At 70.1% G+C, this 26,847-nt stretch carries 27 protein-coding genes; 9 read left to right on the top strand and 18 right to left on the bottom strand.

Features of this window, described 5'->3' with window-relative positions; translation table 11 throughout:
- Positions 1-14: 14 nt before the first annotated feature.
- Positions 15-1,103, top strand: a complete 1,089-nt coding sequence (locus ACTWQA_RS03125) for a Fic family protein (RefSeq protein ID WP_443157782.1) — start codon at positions 15-17, stop codon at positions 1,101-1,103.
- A gap of 10 nt (positions 1,104-1,113) precedes the next feature.
- Here ACTWQA_RS03125 and ACTWQA_RS03130 read toward each other — a convergent pair whose 3' ends face one another.
- The 3 genes from ACTWQA_RS03130 to ACTWQA_RS03140 form a co-directional block, all read right to left on the bottom strand.
- The gene (locus ACTWQA_RS03130) at positions 1,114-1,758 is read right to left on the bottom strand and encodes a biliverdin-producing heme oxygenase (protein WP_443157783.1); all 645 of its coding nucleotides are present in this window, start codon (positions 1,756-1,758) and stop codon (positions 1,114-1,116) included.
- A gap of 136 nt (positions 1,759-1,894) precedes the next feature.
- Positions 1,895-2,038 carry a hypothetical protein gene (locus ACTWQA_RS03135; RefSeq protein ID WP_443157784.1) on the bottom strand — a complete coding sequence of 48 codons (144 nt, stop codon included), beginning with the start codon at positions 2,036-2,038 and terminating at the stop codon, positions 1,895-1,897.
- A 43-nt stretch (positions 2,039-2,081) separates the two neighbouring features.
- Positions 2,082-3,443 (bottom strand): phenylacetate--CoA ligase family protein, encoded by a 1,362-nt coding sequence (locus ACTWQA_RS03140; RefSeq protein WP_443157785.1) that lies wholly within the window; start codon positions 3,441-3,443, stop codon positions 2,082-2,084.
- A 147-nt stretch (positions 3,444-3,590) separates the two neighbouring features.
- Between ACTWQA_RS03140 and lon the strand changes: the two genes are divergently transcribed.
- A complete protein-coding gene (gene lon, locus ACTWQA_RS03145; RefSeq protein WP_443157786.1) occupies positions 3,591-5,960 on the top strand; it encodes an endopeptidase La in 2,370 nt (789 codons plus the stop codon).
- A gap of 43 nt (positions 5,961-6,003) precedes the next feature.
- Here lon and ACTWQA_RS03150 read toward each other — a convergent pair whose 3' ends face one another.
- The 5 genes from ACTWQA_RS03150 to ACTWQA_RS03170 form a co-directional block, all read right to left on the bottom strand.
- Complete coding sequence (locus tag ACTWQA_RS03150) at positions 6,004-7,539, bottom strand: acyl-CoA synthetase (protein ID WP_443157787.1); 1,536 nt, start codon at positions 7,537-7,539, stop codon at positions 6,004-6,006.
- A 79-nt stretch (positions 7,540-7,618) separates the two neighbouring features.
- Positions 7,619-8,203: a hypothetical protein gene (locus ACTWQA_RS03155; protein WP_443157788.1), complete on the bottom strand. Its 585-nt coding sequence runs from the start codon at positions 8,201-8,203 to the stop codon at positions 7,619-7,621.
- 138 nt (positions 8,204-8,341) lie between these two features.
- On the bottom strand, positions 8,342-9,166 hold the full coding sequence (locus ACTWQA_RS03160; protein ID WP_443157789.1) for a MetQ/NlpA family ABC transporter substrate-binding protein: 825 nt from the start codon (positions 9,164-9,166) through the stop codon (positions 8,342-8,344).
- Between the two features lie 9 nt (positions 9,167-9,175).
- Positions 9,176-9,832 (bottom strand): methionine ABC transporter permease, encoded by a 657-nt coding sequence (locus ACTWQA_RS03165; protein ID WP_443157790.1) that lies wholly within the window; start codon positions 9,830-9,832, stop codon positions 9,176-9,178.
- A complete protein-coding gene (locus ACTWQA_RS03170) occupies positions 9,829-10,782 on the bottom strand; it encodes a methionine ABC transporter ATP-binding protein (protein ID WP_443157791.1) in 954 nt (317 codons plus the stop codon). The genes ACTWQA_RS03165 and ACTWQA_RS03170 overlap by 4 nt, the downstream gene beginning before the upstream one ends.
- Positions 10,783-11,151: 369 nt before the next feature.
- Here ACTWQA_RS03170 and ACTWQA_RS03175 point away from each other — a divergent pair, with 369 nt between their 5' ends.
- Together ACTWQA_RS03175 and ACTWQA_RS03180 are read left to right on the top strand one after the other, a co-directional pair.
- Positions 11,152-11,583, top strand: a complete 432-nt coding sequence (locus ACTWQA_RS03175) for a MarR family winged helix-turn-helix transcriptional regulator (RefSeq protein WP_443157792.1) — start codon at positions 11,152-11,154, stop codon at positions 11,581-11,583.
- A gap of 201 nt (positions 11,584-11,784) precedes the next feature.
- The gene (locus ACTWQA_RS03180; protein ID WP_443157793.1) at positions 11,785-13,023 is read left to right on the top strand and encodes a S1C family serine protease; all 1,239 of its coding nucleotides are present in this window, start codon (positions 11,785-11,787) and stop codon (positions 13,021-13,023) included.
- A 68-nt stretch (positions 13,024-13,091) separates the two neighbouring features.
- Here the strand turns inward: ACTWQA_RS03180 and ACTWQA_RS03185 are convergent, their stop codons facing one another.
- The 8 genes from ACTWQA_RS03185 to ACTWQA_RS03220 all read right to left on the bottom strand — a co-directional run bounded on the left by ACTWQA_RS03185 (position 13,092) and on the right by ACTWQA_RS03220 (position 21,353).
- The gene (locus ACTWQA_RS03185) at positions 13,092-13,832 is read right to left on the bottom strand and encodes an ABC transporter permease (protein ID WP_443157794.1); all 741 of its coding nucleotides are present in this window, start codon (positions 13,830-13,832) and stop codon (positions 13,092-13,094) included.
- Positions 13,825-14,706 (bottom strand): ABC transporter ATP-binding protein, encoded by an 882-nt coding sequence (locus ACTWQA_RS03190; RefSeq protein WP_443157795.1) that lies wholly within the window; start codon positions 14,704-14,706, stop codon positions 13,825-13,827. Before ACTWQA_RS03190 ends, ACTWQA_RS03185 begins: the two co-directional genes overlap by 8 nt.
- Positions 14,703-15,026: a winged helix-turn-helix domain-containing protein gene (locus ACTWQA_RS03195; RefSeq protein WP_327582735.1), complete on the bottom strand. Its 324-nt coding sequence runs from the start codon at positions 15,024-15,026 to the stop codon at positions 14,703-14,705. Before ACTWQA_RS03195 ends, ACTWQA_RS03190 begins: the two co-directional genes overlap by 4 nt.
- Complete coding sequence (locus tag ACTWQA_RS03200) at positions 15,023-15,640, bottom strand: hypothetical protein (protein WP_443157796.1); 618 nt, start codon at positions 15,638-15,640, stop codon at positions 15,023-15,025. The genes ACTWQA_RS03195 and ACTWQA_RS03200 overlap by 4 nt, the downstream gene beginning before the upstream one ends.
- Before the next feature lie 78 nt (positions 15,641-15,718).
- Positions 15,719-17,470: a thiol reductant ABC exporter subunit CydC gene (gene cydC, locus ACTWQA_RS03205; protein ID WP_443157797.1), complete on the bottom strand. Its 1,752-nt coding sequence runs from the start codon at positions 17,468-17,470 to the stop codon at positions 15,719-15,721.
- Positions 17,467-19,326, bottom strand: coding sequence for a thiol reductant ABC exporter subunit CydD (cydD, locus tag ACTWQA_RS03210; protein ID WP_443157798.1), 1,860 nt, complete (start codon positions 19,324-19,326; stop codon positions 17,467-17,469). Before cydD ends, cydC begins: the two co-directional genes overlap by 4 nt.
- 7 nt (positions 19,327-19,333) lie before the next feature.
- Positions 19,334-20,173 carry a cytochrome d ubiquinol oxidase subunit II gene (locus ACTWQA_RS03215; RefSeq protein WP_443157799.1) on the bottom strand — a complete coding sequence of 280 codons (840 nt, stop codon included), beginning with the start codon at positions 20,171-20,173 and terminating at the stop codon, positions 19,334-19,336.
- 10 nt (positions 20,174-20,183) lie between these two features.
- Positions 20,184-21,353, bottom strand: coding sequence for a cytochrome ubiquinol oxidase subunit I (locus ACTWQA_RS03220; RefSeq protein ID WP_443157800.1), 1,170 nt, complete (start codon positions 21,351-21,353; stop codon positions 20,184-20,186).
- Between the two features lie 86 nt (positions 21,354-21,439).
- Here ACTWQA_RS03220 and ACTWQA_RS03225 point away from each other — a divergent pair, with 86 nt between their 5' ends.
- Positions 21,440-21,775, top strand: a complete 336-nt coding sequence (locus ACTWQA_RS03225) for a helix-turn-helix transcriptional regulator (protein WP_127932579.1) — start codon at positions 21,440-21,442, stop codon at positions 21,773-21,775.
- Here the strand turns inward: ACTWQA_RS03225 and ACTWQA_RS03230 are convergent.
- Positions 21,767-22,435, bottom strand: a complete 669-nt coding sequence (locus ACTWQA_RS03230) for a permease prefix domain 1-containing protein (protein WP_443157801.1) — start codon at positions 22,433-22,435, stop codon at positions 21,767-21,769. The two genes, ACTWQA_RS03225 and ACTWQA_RS03230, sit on opposite strands and share 9 nt — an antisense overlap.
- Before the next feature lie 107 nt (positions 22,436-22,542).
- Between ACTWQA_RS03230 and ACTWQA_RS03235 the strand changes: the two genes are divergently transcribed.
- From ACTWQA_RS03235 to ACTWQA_RS03245, 3 genes are read left to right on the top strand one after another with little or no spacing between them, the layout of a single operon-like run.
- A complete protein-coding gene (locus ACTWQA_RS03235) occupies positions 22,543-22,896 on the top strand; it encodes a VOC family protein (RefSeq protein WP_305917976.1) in 354 nt (117 codons plus the stop codon).
- A complete protein-coding gene (locus ACTWQA_RS03240; protein ID WP_305917975.1) occupies positions 22,893-23,225 on the top strand; it encodes an ArsR/SmtB family transcription factor in 333 nt (110 codons plus the stop codon). Before ACTWQA_RS03235 ends, ACTWQA_RS03240 begins: the two co-directional genes overlap by 4 nt.
- Entirely contained in the window at positions 23,209-23,649 is a 441-nt protein-coding gene (locus tag ACTWQA_RS03245) for an SRPBCC family protein (RefSeq protein ID WP_443157802.1), read from the top strand. The genes ACTWQA_RS03240 and ACTWQA_RS03245 overlap by 17 nt, the downstream gene beginning before the upstream one ends.
- On the opposite strand, the gene ACTWQA_RS03250 is transcribed toward ACTWQA_RS03245, so the two are convergent.
- Positions 23,646-24,959 carry a pentapeptide repeat-containing protein gene (locus ACTWQA_RS03250; protein WP_443157803.1) on the bottom strand — a complete coding sequence of 438 codons (1,314 nt, stop codon included), beginning with the start codon at positions 24,957-24,959 and terminating at the stop codon, positions 23,646-23,648. The genes ACTWQA_RS03245 and ACTWQA_RS03250 overlap by 4 nt on opposite strands.
- 113 nt (positions 24,960-25,072) lie before the next feature.
- Here ACTWQA_RS03250 and ACTWQA_RS03255 point away from each other — a divergent pair, with 113 nt between their 5' ends.
- Positions 25,073-26,773 carry an ExeM/NucH family extracellular endonuclease gene (locus tag ACTWQA_RS03255; protein ID WP_443157804.1) on the top strand — a complete coding sequence of 567 codons (1,701 nt, stop codon included), beginning with the start codon at positions 25,073-25,075 and terminating at the stop codon, positions 26,771-26,773.
- The last annotated feature ends 74 nt before the right edge of the window (positions 26,774-26,847 follow it).

A 26,847-nucleotide genomic window follows, 5' to 3' on the forward strand; every position in this document is an offset into this window, starting at 1 on the left:
CGGCCGACAAGACGGTGCTGGCCGAGATCGAGGACATGCGGCAAGACCTCAAATACCGCCTCGCTGAAACGCACCGGTGGGACGGCCAGCTCCGCAGACAACTCCAGGCACGGGCGATCCAAGGATCGAACTCTATCGAGGGCTACAAGGCCAGCGTCGAGGACATTCAGTCGATCATGGCCGGCGACGAGCCTCTTGAGGCATCCGCCGCCATCGCGAAGGAAATCGCCGGCTACCAGCAGGCTCTGACCTATATCGGGATGCTGTCGCGCGCTTCCGTGTTCCGTTACGACGTCGGCATGCTCAACGCGCTGAACTTCATGATGATCGGCCATCACCGCAACAAAACTCCTGGAGTGATACGGCCGGGAGGCATCTATGTCCGGGATTCGAGCACAGGAGAAGTGGTTTACGAAGGACCAGATGTCGAACTGGTCGAAGGGCTCCTGGACGAGCTGGTCCTCTGGCTCAACGAGGGCGACCTGGAGGCGCCGAGCTATGTGCGGGCCGCGATGGCCCACTTCAATCTCGTCAGCATCCACCCGTGGCGCGATGGAAACGGCCGGATGTCGCGTGCCCTGCAGACCTTGGTCCTGGGCCGGGACCAGATCATGACGCCTGAGTTTTCCTCCATTGAGGAATGGCTCGGTGAGCAGCGCACCACCTTCGAGTACTACGACATGCTCGGCGAGGTCCAACAGCGGCGGTGGAGCCCGCACGGCGACACCCTCGAGTGGGTGCGCTTCTGCCTGAGAGCGCACCACATGCAGGCGCAGCGGGTGCGCCGGCGCCTCGCCGAGGCCGGCGAGATCTGGATGCTGCTGGAGGAGCAGGTCGACGCGGCCGGCCTCAATACACGCTGTGTCTCGGCGCTCTACGAGGCCTTCGTGAGCAGGCGGCTGCGCCGCAGCAGATATCAGTCCGACGAGGGCCTCAGCCAGGGCCAGGCCGCCCGCGACCTGCGGGATCTCGCCGCCAAGGGCTGGCTCCAGCCGTACGGCGAGACGAAGGGCCGCTACTACGAGGCCGGCCCGCGGATGGCCGAGCTGAAAGCGGACTTCGCCGAGCGGGTCACCCCCTTGCGGGACCCCTATCGAAGCTGATCGGGCGACCTCAGGCGGCGCTCTTCACGACGTGCTTGAGCTCGGCCAGCACCTCCGTGTTCAGCTGGTACGCCAGCTTGACCTCACGGATGATGCGTTGCCGCTCCTGCTCGTCCAGCTCCAGGGCGTCCAGGCGGGCACGGTATTCGTTCTTGAAGCGTGGCAGGCTGCCCAGCTCGTCGAAGCGGTAGAAGTCGACGCCGCCGCCCTCGCCGTACCCGTAGATCTTCTGCAGTTCCATGCGGATGAACTGGCCGCCGGACAGGTCGCCCAGGTAGCGGGTGTAGTGGTGGGCGATGTAGCCCCCAGGCCAGTCGGACACCTGCTGGATCCGCGCGACAAGGGTTCGGGTGGACGTGGACGGGGCGATCCGGTCGCGCCAGCCCGGACCGTAGATCTTCGACAGGTCGCGCTCCAAGGCGCGCTCGCGGTACAGCTCGGGGAACACGAAGCCGCCGGCTACCGGGTGGTCGGCGAGCCGGCGCGACACCCCGTCGAGTGCGACGTAGGCGAAGTAGTGCTGGGCCACCATCTCGCCGTACTCGTGTTCACTCAGCCGGCCGTCCATCAGCGCCGCCAGGTAGCCCTCGGACTCGGCGGACTGGTGGTCGCCCCACGTGGCGTTCCTCAGGGTTTCGGAGAACGGCGTCGTCACAGGCCACCTCTACTTGCGCTAACGTTTCATGACGAAGTGTCACAAACGCCGTCGTCGTACGTCAAGCTTTTGACGACAGTCTGTCATCAAAGCCCACCTCCTCTCTTCTGTACCCCGAAAACGGCACGTCAAGAGGTCACGCGGTCGGGGCGCTCCGCGTAGTGACAGGCCGCGTAGTGGTCCTCCACGGCTTCCAGCGCGGGCTCACCACGGCGAGATCGTGGGCGATGAACACCAGCGCCACCCCGAGCGTGCGCTGCAGCTCCGCGAACAGGTTCACCACCTGCGCCTGCACCTGCCGGGCGTCCAGTTGTGGACGGCGGTCAGCGGGTGTAGCGGTGTTTGGCGCCCGGAGGGAAATACTCCGGGTCCCCGGCCTCGCGAAGGCGGATGAACGGCATCTGCTGCGCCAGCGGCACGTAGCCGGCGAACTCGTTGTTCAGCCGCAGCAGCTGGGCCAGGATCGACGCGCCCACGGCCTGCGCCGTCTCCTCCGACAGCTTCTCGCCGGGCATCAGCTCCACGGTCACCGTCAGGTGCCGGTCGCGCTGGGCGTCCTCCACCACCTCCATCACGAACTTGCCCGTCACCGAGCCGGCGACCTCGGGCTGCTCCAGGCCGACCGCGATGTTCTCGGGAAAGACGTTCGCCCCGTAGTAGGAGAGCGTGAAATGACCGCGGCCGAACACGTACACGAAGGGCCGCTCAGGGCCCTGCTCGGCCGGCTCGAAGCCGTGCCGCCGGACGAAGCCCACCATCTGGTCGTACGGGATCACGCCGCCCTCGTCGGCGATGTGGTAGCGGATGAGCGGGATGCCGTTGTCGCCCGAGAAGAGCAACGTGCCCTCGTGCTCCTCGAAGAAGCGCACCCGCGGGTCGTACTGGACGAGGGTCGGCAGCCGGGACTCGCCGAACAGCTCCCTCGCCGTGTTCGGGCGCTTGGCCAGGAAGCGGCGGATCTCCACCGACAGCGCGGTCTCGTTGCCCAGCACGCCCGCGTCGGCGGTGCCATAGAGGGAGGCGATGCCGCGCACGGGGTCGGCGATCCCGGCCCGCTCGGCGACCAGGGTGCGCCACTCCTCGCTGAATACCTCGCCCGCCGTCACGAGCTTGATGTTCCAGGAGGCCCAGGGCAGGTCCTCGGTGTCGATGACGTTCTTCAGGAACGGCGGGTAGCCCAGGAGGACGACCTGGTCGAAGTACGGGGCCAGCTCCGGCAGCACACGCGCGATCTCCCTGCGGTCGGTGCCGGGCGCCACGACCGTGATCGGGTAGCCGCGTTCGGCCAGGTGGCGGCAGCAGTTGATGGTGAACAGGCCGCCCACCCAGGTGCCGAGCGCGAAGCAGACCACGGCCAGCGTCCGGCGCTCCCGGGCGGCGAAGGAGTCGCGGAAGACCTCCTCGAACCGCGCGGCGATCACCCGCTCGTCCGCCACCGAGCGCGGCCAGAACGACGGAACGCCCGTCGAGCCCGACGACACCGCGATCATGTCGCCGATCTCACCGTTCCTGCAGAGGTCCGGCAGGGGGTGGCGAAGGGTGTAGGAGTCCTTCGTGGTCATCGGCAACCGCTCGAAGTCCTGAAATGTCGTCACCTTGGCCGGATCGACGTTGTTGGCCGCGAGAAAGGCCCTGTAGGCGGGAACGGTCGCCGCCACCTGATGGAAGAGCTCAACCGGGTCCATCAGCCGACTGTACGGCGCGGTTCCGGGCCCGTCACCCTCCCACGCGCTTACATGATTACGATCGCCCTGAGCGAACATCAACAAGGAAGGGAACAATGCGGGGCTCCAATGAATTGAGTCGGTATAACTCAACCCTTGGGAGTTCGCATGAGTGAGAGCTTGACCCTCCCGGTCCTGCCGCTGGACGACGAGGTCGTCCTGCCGGGCATGGTGGTCCCGCTGGACCTGTCCGACTCCGAGGTGCGCGCAGCCATAGACGCGGCCCGTGCATCCGGTGGCAACAAGCCGCGGGTCCTCCTCGTTCCCCGGATCGACGGCCGTTACGGCCCGGTCGGCGTGCAGGCCGTTGTCGAGCAGGTCGGGAGGCTGCCGGGCGGCGAGCCGGCCGCGGTGGTCCGCGGCGTCAACCGCGTCCGCGTGGGCATCGGCACCACCGGCCCCGGCGCCGCGCTGTGGGTCGCGGCCGACACGATCGACGCCGTCCCCGCCGGCGAGCGCGCGCATGAGCTGGCCAAGGAGTACAAGGCCCTGGCCACCACGATCCTGCAGAAGCGCGGCGCCTGGCAGGTGGTCGACCAGGTCAACCAGATCGAGGACCCGTCGCTGCTGGCCGACAGCTCCGGCTACACCCCGTGGCTGACCACGGCGCAGAAGGTCGAGCTGCTCGAGGCCGCCGACCCGGCCGACCGGCTGGCCAAGCTGATCGAGTGGTCCCGCGAGCACCTCGCCGAGCTCGACGTCGCCGAGACGATCCGCAAGGACGTCCAGGAGGGCATGGAGAAGCAGCAGCGCGAGTTCCTGCTGCGCCAGCAGCTCGCCGCCGTGCGCAAGGAGCTCAAGGAGCTCAACGGCGACACCGAGACCGAGGAAGAGGACTACCGGGCCCGTGTCGAGGCCGCCGACCTGCCGGAGAAGGTGCGCGAGGCCGCGCTCAAGGAGGTCGACAAGCTGGAGCGGACCTCCGACCAGTCGCCCGAGACCGGCTGGATCCGCACGTGGCTCGACACCGTCCTCGACATCCCCTGGAACACGCGGACCGAGGACAACTACGACATCACGGGCGCGCGGACCGTGCTCGACGCCGACCACACCGGCCTGTCCGACGTCAAGGACCGCATCATCGAGCACCTGGCCGTGCGCAAGCGCCGCCAGGACAAGGGGCTCGGCGTGGTGGGCGGCCGTCGCAGCGGCGCCGTGCTCGCCCTCGCCGGTCCTCCCGGAGTCGGCAAGACCTCGCTGGGCGAGTCCGTGGCGCGCGCGATGGGCCGCAAGTTCGTGCGCGTCGCGCTCGGCGGCGTCCGCGACGAGGCGGAGATCCGCGGCCACCGGCGCACCTACGTCGGCGCGCTGCCCGGCCGCGTCGTCCGCGCCATCCGCGAGGCCGGCTCGATGAACCCGGTCGTGCTGCTCGACGAGGTCGACAAGGTCGGCGCCGATTACCGCGGCGACCCCACGGCCGCGCTGCTGGAGGTGCTCGACCCGGCGCAGAACCACACGTTCCGCGACCACTACCTCGAGGTCGAGCTCGACCTGTCCGACGTGCTCTTCCTGGCCACGGCCAACGTCCTGGAGGCCATCCCCGGGCCGCTGCTCGACCGGATGGAGGTCGTCACCCTCGACGGCTACACCGAGGACGAGAAGGTCGCGATCGCCCGCGACCACCTGCTGCCGCGGCAGCTGGAGCTGGCCGGGCTGAGCGCCGAGGAGGTGAAGGTCGAGGACGACGCGCTGCGCAAGCTGGCCGCCGAGTACACCCGCGAGGCCGGCGTGCGCTCACTGGAGCGGGCGGTCGCCAGGGTCCTGCGCAAGGTGGCGGCCGCGACGACGGACGGGGACGAGCTGCCCGTCACCGTCGGCGAGGGCGACCTGGTCGGCTACCTCGGCAGGCCGCGGTTCGTGCCGGAGTCCTCGCTGCCGGAGGCCACCCAGCGCACCTCGGTGCCGGGCGTGGCGACGGGCCTGGCGGTCACCGGGGCCGGGGGTGACGTGCTCTACGTGGAGGCGTCCATGGCCGACCCGGAGACCGGCGAGACCGGGCTCACGCTGACCGGCCAGCTGGGCGACGTGATGAAGGAGTCGGCCCGGATCGCGCTGTCGTACCTGCGCTCGCATGGCGCGGAGCTGGAGCTGCCGGTCACCGCGCTGAAGGACCGCTCGGTCCACGTGCACTTCCCGGCGGGCGCCGTGCCCAAGGACGGGCCGTCGGCCGGTGTGACGCTGACGACCGCGCTGGCCTCGCTGCTGTCTGGGCGGCTGGTCCGCAGCGACGTGGCCATGACCGGCGAGATCTCCCTGACCGGGCGGGTCCTGCCGATCGGCGGCGTCAAGCAGAAGCTGCTGGCCGCGCACCGGGCGGGCATCACCACCGTCCTCATCCCGGCCCGCAACGAGCCGGACCTGGACGACGTGCCCGAGGAGGTCCGCGGCGAGCTGACCATCCACCCGGTCAGCGACGTGCGCGAGGTCCTGGACATCGCGCTCACCCCGGCCCAGGTCGCCTCTACGGTAGCGGCCTGACGCCGGATCGCCCGCCGTACCCGCCCGGGTACGGCGGGCGTTGTCATGTGCGGGGCGGCCAGTATTCGTCCCTGAGCAGCCGCTTGTAGAGCTTTCCCGTCGGGTGGCGGGGCAGCTCCGCGCGGAAGTCCACGGACTTGGGGCACTTGTAGTGGGCCAGGCGCTCGCGGCAGTACGCGATCAGCTCCGCCTCCAGCTCCGGCCCCGCCTCGTCCATGGACATCGGCTCGACCACGGCCTTGACCTGCTCGCCCATCTCCTCGTCCGGCACCCCGAACACCGCCACGTCGGCCACCTTCGGGTGCACCGACAACACGTTCTCGGCCTCCTGCGGGTAGATGTTCACCCCGCCAGAGATGATCATGTAAGAGCGGCGGTCGGTGAGATACAGGAAACCGTCGTCGTCCAGGTAGCCGATGTCGCCCAGCGTGGTCCAGCCGCGGCCCTGGGGGTCCCGTGCGGAGCGGGTCTTGTCCGGGTCGCCGTGGTATTCGAACCTGGCGCCGTTCTCGAAGTAGATCGTGCCGTGCTCGCCCGGCGGCAGGTCGTCGCCGTTCTCGTCGAGGATGTGCACGACGCCGAGGAGCGAGCGGCCGACCGTGCCCTTGTGCTGGAGCCAGTCCTGCGCGTTGACGTAGAGGAAGCCGTTGCCCTCGGTGCCGGCGTAGTACTCGTGGATGATCGGGCCCCACCAGTCGATCATCTGCTCCTTGACGGGGACGGGGCAGGGGGCGGCGGCATGGATCGCATGCTGGAGCGATGAAATATCGTATTTTGTCCGGATCTCTTCCGGCAGCTTGAGCATCTTGATGAACATCGTGGGCACGAGCTGCGCGTGCGTCACCTGGTAGCGCTCGACCGCCTGCAGACACTGCTCCGGGTCGAAGCGCTCCATCACCACCACCGTGGCGCCGAAGCGCTGGAACGTCAGGCAGTACCGCAGCGGGGCGGCGTGGTAGAGCGGCGCGGGGGAGAGGTAGACGCTGTCGGCCGACGGCGCGAACAACGCCTGGATGAGCATGAACAGCATGCCGGGCTCGGTGAGGGGGCCGTGCGGGGCGGTCACTTTGACGCCCTTGGGCCGGCCGGTGGTGCCCGAGGAGTAGAGCATGTCAGTGCCGGTGCACTCGTCGTCGATCGGGGTGACCGGCTGCTTGGCGACCGCCTCCTCGTAGGAGTCGAAGCCCTCGGCGGTGCCGTCGATCATGAGACGCAGCTCGACCCGGGGCGTGGCGGCGGTGATCGAGGTGGCGACGCTCGCCAGGTCCGCGCTCGAGATGAACGCCCGAGCGCCGCAGTTGCCGACGATGTAGGCCACCTCGTCGGTCTGCAGCCGGGAGTTGATCGGCGTGTAGTACAGGCCCGAGCGGTGCGCGGCCCAGGCGATGGCCAGGAAGAGGGGATGGTTGGGCAGCATGAAGGCGAGGTGGTCGCCCGGGCGTAGCCCGGCCGCGCGGAACAGGTGGGCCAGGCGGTTGGACTCCTCGTCGAGCTCGCGATAGGTGATGATCCGTCCGGAGCCCGCCATGATCACAGCGGGCTTGTCTGGGGTGACTGCTGCGATGGCTCCCGGATACATATCCGAACACTATTCGGCCCACCGGCAGCACGGAAGCCGCGACCTCTCCGTTGAGGCCGCGGCTCCGGGAACAGGGCGGTCAGGCCGCCGCGTGGAAGACGTCCTCCCAGCCGGAGTGGAAGCCGGTCGGCTGGTGCCAGGTGCCCCGGCTCACGTCCACGTAGATGTGGGCGGCGTTCTTACCGTAGAAGGTGAACTCCTGCGGGTGCTTCGAGCAGTTGCGGAAGCTCTTGAAGTACGCGGAACCGTCCTTGTTCACGACCTTGAACGTCTCCCACGCGCACTTCTTCTTGCCCCACCACTTGGCGTTGTGAAGCGTGCTGTGGACCGTGAAGAAGTAGTCGTGGCGCCACTCCCAGAAGCGCTTCTTGACCTTCTTCTCGACCCACTTGCAGTGCTTGTCGCCGTCCTTGTCCTTCCAGCAGATCTCCTTCTTGACGGTGATCCACTTCCAGTACCAGAACTTGAACTTCTTCTTCTCGACGCTCACGTGGCCGTAGGACTTGGCCTTGTGATCGCCGGAGTAGTAGGGCCCCCACGCGGCGTCGTACGAGCTCGCGGCGGATGATGCCGGCGTGGTCGTCGCGTTGGCGGCGACCGGTGCGCCGATCGCCACCAACGTGGCGGCGGTGACGCCGAGCAGGATTCGTGAAACGAATCGCACTTTGGGTCCTCCTCGGGAGAGGGTTTTTCCTGACCCGGCATTCCTGCGCCCGCCCAATTGCGCCGCGCTTACAATTCGCTTGACGCCCGAACCGGTGTGATAAGGGATTATTCCTGTTTCGGCCGCGCGTTTTCAATATCAGTTCGCGGCGATCACGGAGCCCGCGTACTTCTGCTTGATGAAGTCCTTGACCTTCGGGTCCTGCAGCAGCTTGCCGAGGGTGACGATGTTCGCGTCCTTCTCGTGGCCGGCCTGGACGACGAGCCCATTGACGTACGGGTTGCCCTCGGTCTTCTCCAGCGCCAGAGCCTGCGTGGCGGGCTTGAGCCCGGCCTCGATGGCGTAGTTGCCGTTGATCACGGCGGCGTCCACGTCGTCGAGCGAACGCGGCAGCTGCGCCGCCTCCAGCGGCTTGAACTGCAGGTTCTTCGGGTTCTCCACCACGTCGCGCTCGGTCGCCGCGGTGCCCGCGCCGTCCTTGAGCGTGACGAGGCCGTTGTCGGCGAGCAGCTTGAGCGCGCGGCCGAGGTTGGTGGCGTCGTTGGGCACGGCCACGGTGGCGCCGCCGGACAGCGCGGACAGCGCGGTGATCTTCTTGGAGTACAGGCCCAGCGGCTCCAGGTGGACCGGGGCGACGAAGCTCAGCTCGGTGCCCTTGGAGGAGTTGAAGTCGTCCAGGTACGGCTTGTGCTGGAAGAAGTTCGCGGTCAGCTGGCCCTCATCGAGCTGCACGTTCGGCTGGACGTAGTCGGTGAACTCGACGACCTCCAGCTTCAGCCCGCCGGCCGGGGCCAGGTTCTGCTTGACGTAGTTGAGGATCTCGGCGTGCGGCACCGGGCTGGCGCCCACCTTGAGCACCACGTCGGCCCCTTCGGCCGCCGTGCTGGTGGCGGACTGCGACGTACCGCATGCGGCGAGCGACAGGGCTAGCGCGACAGCACCCGCAATGGCACGAAACTTCATTTCTTTTCCTTACTTATGCGATAGGCGCCGAGCGACCCAGTCGCCCAGGCTTTGCAGGAGTTGCACGATCACGAGGAGGAGGACGACCGTCACGATCATCAGGAGGGTCTCGAACCGCTGGTAGCCGTACCGGACGGCCAGGTCGCCGAGGCCGCCCCCGCCGAGCGTGCCGGCCATGGCGGAGTAGCCGATGAGCGCGACGACGGTCACGGTCAGGCCCGCCACCAGCCCCGGCAGGGCCTCGGGCAGCAGGACCTTGCGCACGATGGTGGTCCGGCTCGCGCCCATGGCCTGGGCCGCCTGCACGACGTCCGTGCCGACCTCCCTGAGCGCGGTCTCGACCAGCCGGGCGAAGAACGGCACCGCCCCGACGGTGAGCGGCACGACGAAGGCCGCGGTCCCGATGGTGGTCCCGGCGACGAGCCGGGTGAAGGGGATGATCGCGATCATCAGCACGATGAACGGCAGCGACCGCCCGATGTTCACCACGAACCCGAGCGCCGACTTCAGCGCGGGCGCCGGCCGCAGCCCGTCCCGGTCGAACACCACCAGCGCCACGCCCAGCGGCAACCCGAGCAACACGGTGAACACCGCCGACCAGCCGACCATCTGCGCCGTCTCCAGCGTCGCCGGCCAGAGCAGCGGCAGCATCTCGTCCCAGGTCATGCCGCTTCCTCCACGATCAGGCCCGAGCCGCGCAGGTACGCCAGCGCGGCGGGGGCGTCGGCGCCGTCGAGCGACACGCGCAACCGGCCGACGGAGCCGCCGGCGAGCTCTTCGATCGAGCCGCCCAGGATGCTCAGGTCCACGTCGAACTTCCGCACGATTTCCGACACCACCGGCTGCCGCGGGTCGCCGGTGAACGTGAGCGTGACCGAGCCGGCCGGTGCGGGCTCGGGAAGCGGGAAGATCTCCCTGGTCAGGCGGGACCCGGGCGTCCTGATGAGGTCGGCGATGGCGCCCGACTCCTCGATGCGGCCGCGCGCCATGATGGCCACGGAGTCGCAGACGCTCTTGACGACGTTCATCTCGTGGGTGATGAGCAGGATCGTCAGGCCCAGCTCGGCGTTGAGCCGCTTGAGCAGCGCCAGGATCGACTGGGTGGTGGCCGGGTCCAGCGCGGAGGTGGCCTCGTCGGACAGCAGCACGGATGGGTTGCCCGCCAGGGCCCTGGCGATGCCGACTCGCTGCTTCTGCCCGCCGGACAGCTGGTGGGGGCGGTCCTTGCCGCGGCCTTCGAGCCCGACCAGCTCCAGCAGCTCGGCGACGCGGCGCTCGCGCTCGGCCCTGGGCACGCCCATGACCTCCAGCGGGAAGGCGACGTTACCGGCCACCGTGCGCGAGGACAGCAGCGCGAAGTGCTGGTGGATCATGCCGATGCGCTGTCTGGCCCGGTTCAGCTCCGCGTCGCGCAGCGCCGTCAGGTCCTGGCCGGCCACGGTGACGCTGCCCGCGGTGGGGCGCTCGAGCAGGTTGACGCAGCGCAGGAGGGTGCTCTTGCCGGCGCCGCTCTGGCCGAGCACGCCGTAGATCTCGCCTTCGCGCACATGCAGGTCGACACCGTCGAGCGCGACGGTGCCACCGTACTGCTTGCGCAGGCCTGAAGCCTGGATCACGGAAAATCCCCACGACTGAGAGCGGCCTGGGCCGCTCGGACGAACAGGTGCCGGTGCGTGTGGCCGGGGTCAGCGGGTGCCCGGGTGGAACGGCAGGTGGCTCAACCTGCGCAGCACGAAGCCAGGTGCGATCATGATGACCTTCGAGGAGAACGGGCGGACGGTCTGGTCTAGCGGGCCGGCATTCGCCCCATACGCATGCGACAACACGCGGCCGCCCGATGGGCGCCGTAGGTGTTCGCGTATGCCTCGTTCACGCCGTTGCTAACGACAGGGTGAGCTCCCGCCATTCCTGATCCGCTCCGTGATCTGTGTCACGGAGCCAATTTCATCGGTAGCGATGCATCGGTGGCGATGTAATATGCCACCATGAACATCGCGAGGTTGCGCAGGTTGGGGCGGCGGCTGGTGGAGCTGTCCAAGGCCACGGACGGCGAGGATCAGCCCTTGCTGACGCCCGGAGAGGAGGCGGTCTTCGAGGACGTGCTGCGGCACCCGGGCAGCGCGGTGGGGGAGATCCAGGCCCGCACGGGGTTCGCCCAGAGCCACGTGTCCGCCTCGGTGGCCCGGATGCGCGAGCGCGGCATCCTGGAGACCGGCCCCGACCCGGCCGACGGCCGCCGCACCCAGGTCCGGGTGGCGGACGCCGCCCTGCACCTGCTGTTCCGGCGCGCGACCACGCCGGTGGAGGAGGTCGTACGGGGAGCGGTGCCGGACCCGGCCGACGCCGACCGGGCGGTGGTGCTCCTCAAGGAGTTGGAGACCCTGCTGATCACCGATGATGCCCACGGCGTGGGCTGACCCCGGTCGAGCCGCACGCCCGGCCGGGCTCCGGCGGAGTCAGGCGCCGTTCTCTTGACCGATTCGAGCGATCGCGCACCGTGTGCGAGCAGCGTCGATAAGGCGGCCGTGAACGGTCTCACGGTCCTCCGATCACCGGCTTAACGAGGTCTTACGCCTACCCTGCGACCCTAGAGTCATCGGGACTTAGGGAGATGACAGATGGACGCGAACGAGCCTCGCGAGCAGGGTGCCGGGTGGAGCCAGTTCGGCGCCACCGCGCCGGCCGCCGGGGGCTTTCCCCGGCGGGACACGATCATCATGGAGCCGCCGCCTCCGCCGCCGCCCGCGCCTGCGAAGAAGCCGGGCTTCGGGCGTAAGACGGTGGCCGGGCTGGCCCTGGCGGCCACGGCCATCGGCGGCGGCGTCGTGGGGGCCGTCGTCGCCAACGCGTTCCAGCCCGATCCGGTCACCGTCAGCACCAACAGCAACACCGGCACGCCGAGCCCGGTCTTCAAGAACACCTCCGCCGAGCTCAGCGTCACCGAGGTGGCCGCCAAGGTGCAGCCGAGCGTCGTGATGATCCAGGGCCAGACCGGCGAGGGCTCCGGCGTGGTGCTGTCGGAGGACGGGCTCATCCTGACCAACAACCACGTGGTCGAAGGCGCGGGACGCGGAGGGCAGATGACCGTCAAGTTCAGCGACGGCAAGACGGCCAAGGCCAGCGTGGTCGGCACCGACCCGGCCACCGACCTGGCCGTCATCCGGGCGGAGGACGTCTCCGGGCTGACCAAGGCCACGCTCGGCAACAGCGACCTGCTGAAGGTCGGCGACGACGTGCTGGCCATCGGAAGCCCGCTCGGCCTCGCCGGATCCGTCACGAAGGGCATCGTCAGCGCGCTCGACCGCACCCTCACCGTCGGCGGCGAGCAGAACCAGCAGGTCCCGCCCGGCTGGGGCCAGCAGCCGGAGCAGAGCGGCGGCGAGCCCACCACGATCGGCGGCGCCGTCCAGACCGACGCCTCCATCAACCCCGGCAACTCCGGCGGCGCGCTGGTCAACGCGGCCGGCGAACTGGTCGGCATCAACACCGCGATCGCCTCGCAGGCCGCGGGCGGCGGTGTCGGCTTCGCCATCCCGGTCAACACCGCCAAGCAGGTCTCCGACCAGCTCATCAGCACCGGCAAGGTGAGTCATGCCTTCCTCGGCGTGAGCGTCACCGACGCGACCGGCGACGTGGCCGGCGCCCTCGTCAGCCAGATCACCGCCGGAAGCCCGGCGGAGAAGGCCGGGCTGAAGCAGGGCGACCTGATCACGAAGATCGGCGACAAGGCGGTTGACGGGGGAGATAATGTAGTTGGGCAGGTCAGAGGTTTCAAACCTGGTCAACAGGTCAAGATCACATATGTGCGGGACGGGCAGACCAACGAGGTCACCGTCACCCTCGAAGAGAAGAAATAACCCAGGACCCCCACATTGACGGGTGTGCCGTCGAGATCGCTGCGGACTCGGCGGCACACCCCCTGTGATCAGGTGAAACGCCGGCCTTCGTCACGGCGGTAGCCCCACGCCGCCGCCGCGGCCAGGATGACGGTCCACACCGCCAGCATCACCAGGGCCACGGGGTCCGGGCTGCTGCCCGTGGTGGCCCACCAGATCAGCTCGGCCCCGCCCCTGGTCGGCACGTACGGCGAGACGACTTCGATGAACTCGGGAAAGGCCTGCGGCGGCAGCAACAGGCCGCCGAGGATGCCCAGCGGGAAGAACACGATCTGCGACACCGCGATCGCGGCCTTGGGCGCCAGCGAGAAGCCGATGAACAGGCCCATCAGCATGAACGGGACGACCCCGACGACCAGCGTGCCCAGACCGAGCAGCAGCTTCGCCGGAGTGATCGTCGCCTCGGTGAACATCGCGCTCACCAGCAGCACCGGGATCACCGACAGCAGCATGACGGCCAGCGTGGACAGGATGCGGCCGGCGAAGTGGGCGAACGGGCCCGCGGGCAGCGTGCGCAGGTAGGGGTTCCATGGCAGCTCGCGGTCCTGCGCGACCGAGATGCTGAGCCCGATCACGGCGGCCGACATCGCGCCGAAGAACATCAGCGAGCCCGTCGCCGACGTCGCGGCCACCGGATCCTGGCCCGCGAACGGCACCACGAAGGCCAGCATCGAGATCGCCGGGAACAGGGAGCTGGCCAGCAGGCCGATGGGCACCCTGATCTGCTCGATCATGAGATAGCGCGTGTGCGCGACGACCAGGCTAGACATGCGCGGTCTCCTTCGAGGTGATGGCCAGGAAGGCCTCCTCCAGAGTGGTCGGCCTGATCTCCAGGCCGGAGAACGGCGCGCCGCTGCGCACCAGCTCGACGACCAGCCGGTCGGGGTCGGCGGTGACCAGGCTGACCCGGCCGTCCGCCCGTTCGGAGCCGAGCACGCCGGGCAGCTCGGGCAGGCTCTCGGCGACGAGGGAGACCCGCCGCACCCCCACCATGTCGCGTACGGCCCGCACCGTGTCGTCGGCCAGCACCCGGCCGTGGCCGACGACCACCACCCGCTCGGCCAGTGCCTCGATCTCCTCCAGGTAGTGGCTGGTGATCAGCACCGTGCCGCCGTCGTCGTGGAAGGCCTTGATGCCGTCCCACAGCGCCCGCCTGGCCTCGACGTCCAGCCCTGTGGTCGGCTCGTCGAGGAACACCAGCCGCGGCCGCCCCGCGAACGCCAGCGCCACGGCCAGCCGCCGCCGCTGCCCGCCCGACAGGCCGCCCACCTGCCGCTTGACCAGGTCGCCCAGGCCGAAACGAGCAAGCAGCTCGTCCTTGTCCGTCTTCTCCGGGTAATGCGCCGACACGAAGTCGACGATCTCGCCGACGCGTAACGACTCGGGCAACCCGGTCTCCTGGGGCGTCACCCCGATGCCGCGCCGCCTGGCGGGATCCTGCGGCGAGCCGCCGAGCAGCTCGACCGTGCCGGACGTGGGCCGGCGCAGCCCCACGAACAGGTTGATCAGAGTGGACTTGCCCGCCCCGTTCGGGCCGAGCAGGCCGACCAGCTCGCCGGCCTTGATATCGAGCGAGACGTGGTCGAGCGCCAGCACCTCGCCGTAGCGGCGGGTGACCTCGATCGCTCTGGCGAGGATCGTCATACGTTGCCCCCAGCGTTGTCCAGCAAGGCGCGGATCGCCTTGGTGTAGTCCTCGAAAGCCAGCCGCCCGCGTTGGGTGAGCGCCACGTACGTCACCGGGGTGCGGCCTTTGTGCGTCTTGGTGATGCGGACGTATCCGGCATCCTCGAGCTTGGTCAGGTGGACCGAGAGGTTGCCCGCCGTCATGCCGAGCAGGTCCTTGAGCGAGGGGAAGGCGATCTCGTCGCGTTCCCCCAGGCTGTTGAGCGTGGCGACCACCCGCAACCGGGCCTGTGCGTGGATCACCGGGTCGAGCTCGGGCACGGCGCCGTCGGCGGTCACATGCGCCGCCTGAGCCAGAATCCGAAGGCGACCTGGCCGCCGCCGAGCAGCACGGCCGCGAGCAGCGTGTGCCAGCCGATCCCCAGCAGGACGCCGACGCCGTCGACCGCCGCGATCCAGGCACCCATGAAGAACATCGGCCAGCTCGTCCAGATCGCGCCGCCGGCCATGTAGAGCAGCGCCGGCACCAGGAGGAAGCCGGACGACCACAGCAGGGTGGACTCGGCCTCCGGCAGATTGAAGGTGAAATGCATGCAGATGACCCACATCAGGGCCACGCCCGCAAACCACGAGTAGCCGTACATCATGCCCTTGGCCGCGCTCTCGCCGCGCACCCCCTTGCTGACCTTCGCCATCCCGAAGCCGGTGGCGGCGCCCGCCAGGATCTGGGTTGCGAAGAGCACGGCCAGCGCCTGCCCTAAGGAGACCGGCCCGTCCGGCACGCCGTCGAGCCCGTAGTGGAGGAAGAGCGCGCCGAACCCGAGCAGCCAGGCCAACCCCCACGGCACGTAGTAGAGCAGTGGCTCGCCGCGCAGGTGCTTCGCCGCGATGGCGCTCTGCTCCTCGATCAGGCGCATCATCTCCTCGGGGGTCGGCGCCTGCTCATCTGCCATCGCAACTCCTCTTATGCTCAAACTGGTTTGTATCGTAAACCAGATGGCAGCACAAACTCAAGAGCGGCGCCAGGGGCGTCACCTTCTGGTGAGGACCTCGGACTCCCACAGGTCGCGGTAGTAGCCGGGGACGGCGACGAGCTCGTCGTGGCGGCCGCGCTGGATCACGCGGCCCTCCTCCAGCACCACGATCTCGTCGACCGTCTCCAGGCCCTTGAGCCGGTGCGTCACGAGCACCGTGGTGCGGTCCTCGGTCACGTCGAGCAGGTCGCTCATCAGCCGGTCGGCGGCATCCTCGTCGAGCGCCTCGGCGGGCTCGTCGAGCAGCAGCACCGGCGGGTCGTACAGCAGCGCCCTGGCCAGGGCCAGCCGCTGCAGCTGCCCGCCGGAGACGGTCCTGCCGTCCTCGCCCAGCTCGGCGTCCCACCCGGTCCGCTCCACCCAGCCGTCGAGCCTGGCGTCCCGCACGGCGCGGCGCAGCCTCTCGTCGTCGGCCTCGGGGCCGGCCAGGCGCAGGTTGTCGCGAAGGGTGGCGCGGAAGATGTAGGGGTCCTGGGTGAGGCCGGTCATCAGGGCGCGCACGTCGTCGCCCGACAGGTCCCCGAGGTCCACGCCGTTGACTCTGACGTTCCCGGACTCCGGCTCGACCAGCCGCATCAGCGCGGCCAGCAACGTGCTCTTGCCCGCACCGCTCGGCCCGACGATCGCCACCCGCTTACCGGGGGTGAGCCGCAACGACACCCCGTCCAGAGCGGGCCGCCCGTCGCGCGCCGCCACCCCGTCCTCGACGAGGCGGTCACCGTGGCCGGGCGGTGTGGCGTCGGCCGTGGCAGGCGGAGCGGGGTGGCGTACCACCAGGTCGTGGACCTCGATCGTGAGCGGGGACTCGGGCTTGGGCGCGGGTGCGGCGGGGTCGGCGACGGCCGGCGCGGCCGAGCGGACCTCACGCAGCCGACGCAGCGCCGCCGTGATGCCCGCCATCCGCTCGCCCGCCGCCGCCAGCGGCAGCACCGGCTCGAACGACACCAGGGCCGTCAGCGCGAGCACGGCCGTGCCGACCGAGCCGACGCCGGCCCCCTGGGCGAGCAGAACGACGGCCGCGACCGTCAGCCCCTGCACCAGCGTGCCCCCGGCCAGAGCGGCGGCGTGGACGCGGGCCTGGCGGCGCTCGAGCGCGGCCAGCGTCTCGTCGGCCGCCTCGGCCTTGGCCAGTGCCGCGTCGTCGGCGCCGTACGCGGCCAGGTCGGCCGAGCCGTGCACCAGGTCGGCCACGCGGCCCGCCAGCGCCGCCCTGGCCGGGGCGATCCTGGCCGACCAGCGGCGGGCGGCGGCGGCCGTGCCGGCGGGCAGCAGCATCCCGGCCAGCGCCAGCCCGGCCACCAGCACCAGTGCCGCCGCCGGCAGGATCGTCAGCCCGATGACGACCGCCGCAAGCCCGGCGATGGCCGCGGCGGCCGCGGGGAGCAGGCAGCGGACGAGCAGATCCTGCACGGCCTCGGTGTCGTCCACCATGCGGCTGAGCAGATCCGCGCCGCCGTGGCGGGGCTGCTGGGGCGGGATCAGGGCCCGGTAGAGGTCCTCACGGGTGCCGGCCTGGGCGCGGAGCGCCACGTCGTGGCCGGTGAGGCGTTCGAGGTAACGGAAGACGCCCTTGCTCGTGGCGAACGCCCTGGTCGCCACGATCGCCACGCTCAACGCGGCCAGGGGCGGCTGCTCGGCGGCTCTCGTGATCAGCCAGGCCGCGGCGGCGATGAGACCCAGCCCGGCCAGGTCCGCCGCCGCTCCGGCCAGCACCGCCCACACCAGCCGCTTTCCCATGCGCCCTGTCATCCCTCGTCCCCTTCACGCCGCCCCGCCGCTACGTGCCCGTCCGCGGCCGTCGCGCCATGCCCGTCCACGGGTGTCGCGCCATGCCCGTCCACGGGTGTCGCGCCATGCCCGTCCGCGGGTGTCGCAACGTGCCCGTCCGCGGGTGTCACCCCGTCTGCGGGTGCCGTCACGTGCCCGTCCGCCGATCGGGGGGCGGGGGAGCTCGGAGTGCGGGTGGTGTCGGAGATGACGCGGCCCTCGTGGAGCCGGATGACGCGGTCCGCGAGATCGATCATGGCAGGCCGGTGGGCGACGATGACGGCCGTGCGGTCGCGGGCCAGCTCCGCCGTCCCCGCCACCACCGCGGCCTCGCTGCGCCCGTCCAGCCGCGCGGTGGGCTCGTCGAGCAGCAGGACCGACGCTCCGGGACGGCAGAAGGCCCGCGCCAGCGCGATGCGCTGCCGCTGCCCGGCGGACAGGTTGGCACCCCGCTCACCCACCACGGTGTCGAACCCCTGGGGGAGCGCGGTCACGAAGTCGGCATGGGCGGCGCCGGCGGCCCGGCGTACGTCCTCCGGAGAGGCCGAAGGAGCCCCGAGCCGGATGTTGTCGGCCACCGACGTCGCGAACAGGTGAGGCCTCTGCGCCACGAACGCCAGCCGCGACCGCCAGCTCGCCACGTCCAGATCCCGCAGCTCGACTCCGTCCACCAGAACCCGCCCCTCGGCAGGCTGTACGAAGCCGAGCAGGAGATGGAGCAGCGTGCTCTTGCCGCCACCGCTCTCGCCCACGAGGGCGACCCGCTCCCGCGGCCCGATGGTCAGGGTGACGTTCTCCAGCGCGGCGGTGTCCCTGCCCGGGTAGCGGACGGTCACGTTCTCCAGCCGGATCTCCGGGGCCCCGCTGGAGGGCGCGGCCTGCCGCCTCTCCGAGGCCGGCGGGTCCCCGGCGGAGTCGAGCACGGCGAAGGCGGCGTCGGCCGCCGCGACCCCCTCCATGGAGGCGTGGAAGCGTGTCCCCATGGCCCGCAGCGGCAGGTAAGCCTCCGGCGCCAGCAACAACACCAGCAGTGCCGTCGTCAGATCCAGCGAGCCCCCGAGCAGCCGCAGCCCGATCGGCACCGCCACCAGCGCCAGCGACAGCGACGCGCAGAGCTCCAGCACCAGCGACGACAGGAACGCCACCCGCAACGTCTTCATGGTCGCGCTGCGGTGCGCGTCGGCCACCTCCTGGATGACGCCGGCCTGGTAGCGCGCCCGCCCGAACGCCCGCAGCGTGGGCAGCCCCCGGACCACGTCCAGGAAGTGACCCCCGAGCCGGGACAGCGCCCGGTACTGGCGCTCGGTCACGGCCTTGGTCGTCATGCCGACCAGCGCCCCGAAGATCGGAATCAACGGCAGCGTGATCAGCACGATGACCGCCGAAGCCAGGTCGGCGGCGAACAACCGCACGAGCACGGCCACCGGCACCACCCCGGCCACCGCGATCGACGGCAGATAACCGGTCAGGTAGGCGTCCAGCCCGTCCAGCCCGCGCCCCGTGAGCGTGACCAGCTCGCCCGAGCGGTGCGCGGCGAGCCGTCCAGGACCGAGGTCGCGCAGCCGGCCCAGCAGCCGGTGGCGCAGCGCGGACTTGACCCCGGTCGCGGTGCGCCCGGCGAAGACGCCTTGCGTCCACGCGAGCACCGCCCGCAGGCAGACCACCGCCGCCAGCCCGGCCAGGGCGGCGGCGGCGAACCGTCCGGACAACACCCCGGCGAGCAACTCGGCCTGCACGAGCACGAGCAGCCCCGCCAGCACGGCCGCGGCCATGGTGACGGCCAGGTGGCGGCGTACCGACCGCTCGGCCCGCATGAGCCGCAGGAGATCCTTGTGCACGAGTCCTCTAGAAGAACGACGGGAGACGGAAGGCATCCTTTCCTGGACGGAAAGTGTTCCACACCCATAGTTGCGCGCCCACCATGATGGGTGCGCACGGCAGCACCATGAGACTGAGCACATTCAGGGTCGCCGCCGGCGTGCTGTGCTCCAGCAGGTACGGCATCGCCCCCGCCAGCAGCCCCGCCGCGGGCAGCGCGGCGACGATCCCGGACAGCATCAGCGCCCGCCCTGACCGGGCCGCTGTGCTCATGGTCGCGCTCCCTACGGGCCCGGCCTGGTCACGCAAGCTACCGCTGCCGAGCCCTACTCGCCGCTCCGGGAAATCGCCGGGCGCCCGCCACGCCAGGAACGTCCACCCATGCAGGGCGAACAGCAGCGTTACCACCACGCCCAGCATCAGCCCGACCGGATGCACCGGCGACGAGGCGAACCCGGTGGCGGCGGCGTACAGCGCCATGCCCCACCCGAACGACAGCCCCAGCGACCCGAACGCGATCATCGCGTCCCAGAACCCGCGCCACCGCCGGCCGTCGATCCTGCGCCGGAACCACAGCCCGGCGTCCCGCAGCACCCAGCTCAGCAGCATCGCCACCACCACCGGGTACAAACCGAACAACACCTCGCCTTCGAGCTGCGGATAGACCCCGAAGAGCGTCCCGGCGACCGCCACCAGCCACACCTCGTTCGCCAGCACGTACGGCGCCACCGCGGCCACCATGCGGTCGCGACCCTCCCGCGTCCGCCCCAGAACGGGAAGCAGCAGCCCCACCCCCAGGTCGAACCCCTCAAGGGCGAAATATCCCACCAGCAGCACCGCGAAGAGAACGAACCAGATCACTTCCATCTCAGCACCCCTAGAAGCTCATAGCCGGCGTACGGGATTCGCGGGCGGCGGCGCCCAGGTCCGGGTCGCGCGGCCCTCGCTTGACGACCCGCGCGATGAGCACGTAGTCGACGACCGCCAGCAACCCCAGCACGACGACGAACCCGATCAGCGAGGCCGTGACCATGCCCGAGGTCAGCCCCGGCGACATGGCGTCGGCCACGGTGAGCTTCTCCCAGATCATCCACGGCTGCCGGCCGACCTCCCTGGCCACCCAGCCCGCGATCGACAGCACGAACGGCAGCGGCGTCATCGCCATCAGCAGCAGGTGCGTCCACCGCCATCGCGGCAGAACGCGGATCATCGGCAGCATCACCAGCAGCACGATCAGCCCCAGCAGCTGCCCGATCTCCATCATGACGGCGAGCCCGATCGCCGCTCCCACGTTGCCGTCGAACTTGCCCTCGACCGGGATGACGGCGAACTGCGCGTAGCCGAACCCCATCGTGATGAAGATCCCGATCGAGGCCACGACCACGCCGGTGCGCATCGACTTGGTGAAGAACTCCACGTGCTCGCTGCGGCGGCGCAGCTGATACGCGCTCGCCCCCACCAGCACCATGGCCCCGGTGAACAGCCCGGCCCCCACCACGTGCGGAAACGCGAACACCAGTGACGGGTTGGTGAGCAGCGCACCGAAGTCGACCAGCTCCATCCGCCCGTCACGCACGACGGAGCCGACCGGGTTCTGCAGGTAGGAGTTGGCGACCATGATGAAGAACGCGCTCGCATACGCCGTCAGCGTCACCAGCCAGATGCACGCCAGGTGCAGCCACTTCGGCAGCCGCCCCCAGCCGAAGATCCACAGCCCCAGGAACGTGGACTCCAGGAAGAAGGCCACCAGGGTCTCCATGGCCAGCGGCGCGCCGAACACGTCGCCCGCGTAGTGGGACAGCCCGCTCCACGACAACCCGAACTGGAACTCCATCACCAGTCCGGTCACGATGCCCAGCGCGTAGTTGATGACGTAGATCTGCCCCCAGAACCGGGTCATCGCCTCGTTCAGCGGCCTGCCCGAGATCGCCCAGCGGGTGTGCATGATCGCCACCAGCGGCGCCAGTCCCAGCGTGAGCACGACGAACAGGAAGTGCAGCCCGCTGGTCACCGCGAACTGTGTGCGGGCCAGGTCGAGTACATCCATCACGACTCCGTTGTTGTGTCTACCTACATATAGACAGACTACATGTAGACTGCCTACATGCTGACCGGTTGCCTAAGATCTGACACATGAATCCGGACGCGCTGCGCGGGCACATGGACGCGTTGCTGCTCTCAGTGCTGGAGCGGGAGCCGCTGCACGGCTACGCCATCATCGAGGCGTTGCAGGAACGCAGCGGGGGCGCGCTGAGCGTGCCGACCGGCACCGTCTACCCGGCGCTGCGCAGGCTGGAGCGCATCGGCTATCTGTCCAGCGAGTGGGCGACCGTCGGCGGGCGCAAGCGCCGCACCTACCGGCTGACGGACGCGGGCAGGAGGCAGCTCGAGGGGGAGCGGTCGGCCTGGCGGGAGTTCACCACCGTGATCGGCAGCGTGCTGCGCGCGGAGGCCAGGGCGTCAGGCTGACCGGCGGGCGGCCCGGGTGATGCGCATGCACCAGACGGCACCGTAGACCTGCAGCCCCCACAGCGCCGTGGTCACGAGGTTGGCCAGCACGGAGGGCAGGGAGCCCAGGTTGCCGGCGCCTTCCGTGCCGTGCGTGAGAAGCTGGGCGAGCCCGATGGTGACCGGCAGCGAGATCCACACCACCACCGCCAGCGACCTGGTGAGCAGGCGGGGCCGGCGGATCCACTTGGCGCCCCGGCCCAGCGCGAACAGCACGAGCCCGCCGTAGACGCCGACGGCGAGCTGGATGATGTCGAGCAGCCGGGAGACCGGCGAGAACCACACGGGCTGGGTCCTCCAGACGTCGTCGTCGGCGGGGAACATGCGCCACAACACCGACCACATCAGTACGGTGATCGGCACGCTGAGGAACAGCAGGAAACCCAGGCGCCGCCCCGACGTGGAGGTCAGCTCGGACTGGTAGCCGGGGGCGATCTCGCCGATGGGCCCGAACTCCGCCACCGCGATGCGCTCGGCCTCCGCCCGGCCGAGCCCGCCGGCCTCTAGGGCGTCGGCGGCGTCGGTCAGGCTGTCGCGTGCCTCGACGACCAGGTCCCGTTTGGGGCCGTGGGGTCCGGCGAGCGCGTGATCGAGCTCGGCCACGTAGTCGTCGATGAGCATGATTCTCAGTTTACGAGGAGCACCCTCAGGGGTTCACTCGGGGAAATCCCCGATATTCCGCGGATCCGGGTTGTCGCGTAGGAAAAAACCTACGTATAGTGGCTGACATGCCGATCTCATCCATCCTCACCATCACCGTGCCCGTGGCCGACCAGGAGCGGGCGCTGGCGTTCTACACAGGCGTGCTCGAGTTCGAGGTGCGCACCGACAATCCCTTCCCGATGGGCCGCTGGCTCACCGTCGCCCCCAAGGGCGCCGAGACCGCGCTCCTGCTGGCCTCCTGGTTCCCTGACATGGCGCCGATCGGCGGCCTGGTGGTCGGCGCACCGGACCTCGACGCGCTGGCCGCACGGCTGCGTGACAACGGCGTCGCCTGCGAAGGGCCATCCGACCAGCCGTGGGGACGGCAGCTGCTCTTCCACGACCCCTTCGGCAACGGATTCGTCGTCAGCGAGCTATGACCGCCGACCACGTGTTCACCGCGCTGGCCAGCCCGGCCCGGCGTCAGCTGCTGCGCCTGCTGCTGGAAGAGGGCGGCCAGCCCGCCGGCCGGCTGGCCGAGCGGTTCGACATGAGCCGGCCCAGCGTGTCGGAGCACCTGAAGGTGCTCAAGGACGCCGGGCTCGTGTCCGAGACCCGCCAGGGCAGGGAGCGGCACTACCGGCTGGAGCCGGCGCCGCTGATGGAGATCCGCGACTGGCTCTCCCCGTACGAACGGTTCTGGCGGGAGAAGCTCGCGAACCTCACGAAGCTCCTCGACGAAATGGAAGAAAATGAACAAGGCGGCTGAAGACCTCCGAGCGATCAGGCTCGACCAGTTCATCGCGCACCCGCCGGCGAAGGTGTGGCGGGCGCTCACCGAGCCGGAGCTGGTCGCCCAGTGGCTCATGCCGAACGACTTCAAGCCGGAGGTGGGGCACCGGTTCACCTTCCGGACCCAGCCCAAGAAGCAGGTGGGCTTCGACGGGATCGTCCACTGCGAGGTGCTGGAGCTGGAGCCGGAGAAGCTGCTGAAGATCAGCTGGAGCGACGGCAAACAGGCCGACTGGACGGTCACCTGGCGGCTGGAGCCCGAGGGCAAGGGCACCCGGCTGTTCCTCGACCACGAGGGTTTCGACCCCGGCGACGAGCTGCAGCAGATGTCGCGCCGGATCATGGGCAGCGGCTGGCCGTCACACTTCCGCCGCGTCGCCGATCTGGCCGCCCAGCTCTAGCGGTGCATCGGGGCCCACAGGACGGCGGCCGCGGCCAGCGCGGCGAGCAGCGTGAACCAGGCCGCCGCCCGGCCCAGGCGCAGGCCGGACCCGGACAGCAGCCACCACACCGACAACCACCATCGGTGGCCGGCCCGGCGGCGCATCTCCATCGCCGCGAACGCGAAGTCCGCCGACGTGGCGCGGTCGCTGGGCCTCAGCCCGGCGTAGAGCGCGGCCAGCCGGTCAGCCGTGAGTCCGAGGGCCGGGCCGCCGTCCATGCCGTGCTCGTCCGCCAGGGCGCTGCGCCGGGAGAACCAGCGCAGCATCGGCCGGCGCAGGCTCACCCGCATGCCGCGCGTGGTCAGCGCGAACGTGCAGTCCTTGACGCGTACCCCGGCCGGGTGGGCTAGCCCGGCGAACCTGCACGAGGACAGGTCCAGCCCGCGCAGTGCCAGATCGGCCGCCTCCACCTGGCGCAGTGAGGTCACCGTGGAGGTGCCCCGACCGCTCACCGTGGCCGGGCCGCGCAGCACCGCGCCCTCCAGGTCCGCCTGCGAGTCGGTGAGCCGCAGCGTGGTCGCCCCGGCCACCTCCACCCCGCGCAGGTTCACGCCGCACCGCGCCACCATCACGTCCAGCAGGCCGTCCGCGCGGGCGCGGGCGGCCGACAGCCGGCCGGTGGCCGACAGGTACGCGTCCGCGGCGAAGTGCGCGGCCTCGAACCCGGCGTGCCCGCTGACCTTGCGGAAGGACAGCGTACGGCCGAACCGCGCCCCCCGGAACCCGGCCCCGTCGCCGAGGCGGGCGCCGTCGAACGTGGCGAACCCGTCGAACCTGGCCCGCTCGCCGGACAGCCCGTGGCCGAAGACCGCCTGGCTGAACAGCGCGTCGCGGGCCATCACGGCGCGATCCAGGGAGACGTGCCCGCGCACGGTGACGCCGTGGAAGGACAGCTCGCGGGCGAACCGGGCGCCGGCCAGCGACACGTTGCCCTCGAACCGGGCGCCGAAGAACGAGGCCAGCCGGTCGAACCTGGCGTCGTCGAGCGACACGTCGCCGGCGAACGTCACACCCGACAGCCGCACGTCGCCGGTGAACCTGACCCGGTCCAGCCGGGCCCGGCCGGGTCTGCCGCCGGTGGCCTCCAGCACCCTGGACAGCAGGTCGGTGGTGATGGTCGTGCCGCGCAGGTCCAGCAGGCGGCCCGGGGACATCTGGTCGAGCGCCTCGGGGAGTTGTTCCGGTGACAGATGGGCGAGACAGAGGCCGGACGGCCGGCCGGCGATTCCGGTACAGGCAACCGAATACGCGCAGGTGACCCAGTCCATGCAGTGGGCATACCCGCGGCGGCCCCATGTCAAGGTTCGGTGGTTTAATGTTCGATCCACTTTTACGCGGAAATATGCGGTCGAAACTGCCCCACCTCCGTAAAGTGCCCGTCATGCGCGTTTTATCCCGAGCATCACTTGCTGCCCTCGTCGCGGTGGGCCTCTCCGCGACCCCGGCGGCGGCCGCCCCGGCCACTCCTTGCGACACCCCTGCCACCCATCGCGCCGCGCAGGTGCAGGGCACCGGTGACGCCACCCCGATGGCGGGCCAGACCGTGCGCGTCGAGGGGGTCGTGACCGGCGACTTCCAGCGGACCGACCAGCTCAGCGGCTTCTTCCTGCAGGACACGCGGCCGGACGCGGACCCGAAGACCTCCGAGGGGCTGTTCGCGTTCGCGCGCGAGTCGTTCAAGGACGTCAAGGTCGGCGACCGGGTGCTGGTCACCGGCCGGGCGATCGAGTTCAACGGCTGGACCGAGCTGTCGCCGGTCACCGCCGTGGACGTGTGCGGCACCGGAAGCGTGGCGGCGCAGTCGTCCACGCTGCCCACCGGTGAGAACCCGGGCGGGCTCGAGCCGGTCGAGAGCATGCTGCTGACGTTCCCGCAGCCGCTGACCGTCAGCGACCACTACAACCTGGGCCGCTACGGCGAGGTCACGCTGTCCTCGCAGGGCAGGCTCTACCAGCCGACGGACCGGCCCGGCGTGGACCCCGCGCTGAACGCCCGCCGCTCGCTGCTCGTCGACGACGGCTCCAACCGGGAGAACCCCGCCACCCTGCCGCCGATCGTGCGGGCCGGCGACGTGGCGACGGGGATCACCGGCGTGCTCGGGTACGGGTTCGGCAAGTGCCGGCTGCAGCCCACCAAGGCGATCGACTACAAGAACCTCAACCCGCGCCTGCCCAAGCCGCTGCCGGTGATCGGCAACGTCAAGGTGGCCTCGTTCAACACGCTCAACTGGTTCACCACGCTCGGCTCGCGGGGCGCCACCACCGCCGCCGAGCAGCAGCGCCAGCTCGCCAAGCTGGTCGCCGCGCTCAAGGGACTCAACGCGGACGCGGTCGCGCTCATGGAGGTCGAGAACAACGGCCAGACCGCGCTGCAGGCGCTCGTGGACGCCGTCAACGCCGAGGTCGGGGCGGGCACGTACGCGGCGCTCGCGCACCCGTACCCCGGCACCGACGCCATCCAGGTCGGCCTGATCTACAAGCCGGGCAAGCTCACTCCGGTCGGCGAGGCCAAGGCGTCCCAGGACCCGGTGTTCAGCCGCCCGCCGCTGATCCAGACCTTCCGCAGGAAGAGCGGCAGCCAGCCGTTCACGATGGTGGTCAACCACCTCAAGTCCAAGGGCTCCTGCCCCTCCAGCGGCCCCGACACCGACCAGGGCGACGGCCAGGGCTGCTGGAACCCCACCCGCGTCGCCCAGGCCAAGGCGCTGCTCGGCATCATCGCCGACCAGGAGCTGCCGAACCCGATCGTGCTCGGCGACCTCAACGCCTACGGCGAGGAGGACCCGATCGACACCCTCGAGGCCGGCGGCCTGGCCGGCGTGACCAAGAAGTTCGTGCCCGCGCCGCAGCGCTACAGCTACCTCTTCGACGGCCTCGCGGGCGAGCTCGACCACGCCCTGGTCGGCAAGCAGCTGCTCAAGCGGGTGACCGGCGCGACCATCTGGCACATCAACGCCGACGAGCCGCGCATCCTCGACTACAACACCGAGTACAACCCGCCCGGCCTGTACAAGCCGGACGCCTACCGTTCCTCCGACCACGACCCCCTGGTCGTCGGTCTGACCCTGCCCAGCGCCAGCTGATCCCTCCATGCGCGGCCCCGAGCGGGGCCGCGCATGGAATGCTGGGAACGGGTACGTGGTTTGACAGCGAGGAC

The sequence above is a fragment of the Nonomuraea sp. 10N515B genome (assembly GCF_052245915.1).
Lineage (GTDB): Bacteria > Actinomycetota > Actinomycetes > Streptosporangiales > Streptosporangiaceae > Nonomuraea.

Coding starts and splice junctions, on each gene's coding strand:
- ACTWQA_RS03140 (WP_443157785.1), bottom strand. CDS start 3,443: ATGGACCCGGTTGAGCTCTTCCATCAGGTGGCGGCGACCGTTCCCGCC.
- lon (WP_443157786.1), top strand. CDS start 3,591: ATGAGTGAGAGCTTGACCCTCCCGGTCCTGCCGCTGGACGACGAGGTC.
- ACTWQA_RS03150 (WP_443157787.1), bottom strand. CDS start 7,539: ATGTATCCGGGAGCCATCGCAGCAGTCACCCCAGACAAGCCCGCTGTG.
- ACTWQA_RS03160 (WP_443157789.1), bottom strand. CDS start 9,166: ATGAAGTTTCGTGCCATTGCGGGTGCTGTCGCGCTAGCCCTGTCGCTC.
- ACTWQA_RS03165 (WP_443157790.1), bottom strand. CDS start 9,832: ATGACCTGGGACGAGATGCTGCCGCTGCTCTGGCCGGCGACGCTGGAG.
- ACTWQA_RS03175 (WP_443157792.1), top strand. CDS start 11,152: ATGAACATCGCGAGGTTGCGCAGGTTGGGGCGGCGGCTGGTGGAGCTG.
- ACTWQA_RS03180 (WP_443157793.1), top strand. CDS start 11,785: ATGGACGCGAACGAGCCTCGCGAGCAGGGTGCCGGGTGGAGCCAGTTC.
- ACTWQA_RS03185 (WP_443157794.1), bottom strand. CDS start 13,832: ATGTCTAGCCTGGTCGTCGCGCACACGCGCTATCTCATGATCGAGCAG.
- ACTWQA_RS03190 (WP_443157795.1), bottom strand. CDS start 14,706: ATGACGATCCTCGCCAGAGCGATCGAGGTCACCCGCCGCTACGGCGAG.
- ACTWQA_RS03200 (WP_443157796.1), bottom strand. CDS start 15,640: ATGGCAGATGAGCAGGCGCCGACCCCCGAGGAGATGATGCGCCTGATC.
- cydC (WP_443157797.1), bottom strand. CDS start 17,470: ATGACAGGGCGCATGGGAAAGCGGCTGGTGTGGGCGGTGCTGGCCGGA.
- ACTWQA_RS03215 (WP_443157799.1), bottom strand. CDS start 20,173: ATGGAAGTGATCTGGTTCGTTCTCTTCGCGGTGCTGCTGGTGGGATAT.
- ACTWQA_RS03220 (WP_443157800.1), bottom strand. CDS start 21,353: ATGGATGTACTCGACCTGGCCCGCACACAGTTCGCGGTGACCAGCGGG.
- ACTWQA_RS03225 (WP_127932579.1), top strand. CDS start 21,440: ATGAATCCGGACGCGCTGCGCGGGCACATGGACGCGTTGCTGCTCTCA.
- ACTWQA_RS03230 (WP_443157801.1), bottom strand. CDS start 22,435: ATGCTCATCGACGACTACGTGGCCGAGCTCGATCACGCGCTCGCCGGA.
- ACTWQA_RS03235 (WP_305917976.1), top strand. CDS start 22,543: ATGCCGATCTCATCCATCCTCACCATCACCGTGCCCGTGGCCGACCAG.
- ACTWQA_RS03240 (WP_305917975.1), top strand. CDS start 22,893: ATGACCGCCGACCACGTGTTCACCGCGCTGGCCAGCCCGGCCCGGCGT.
- ACTWQA_RS03245 (WP_443157802.1), top strand. CDS start 23,209: ATGAACAAGGCGGCTGAAGACCTCCGAGCGATCAGGCTCGACCAGTTC.
- ACTWQA_RS03250 (WP_443157803.1), bottom strand. CDS start 24,959: ATGGACTGGGTCACCTGCGCGTATTCGGTTGCCTGTACCGGAATCGCC.
- ACTWQA_RS03255 (WP_443157804.1), top strand. CDS start 25,073: ATGCGCGTTTTATCCCGAGCATCACTTGCTGCCCTCGTCGCGGTGGGC.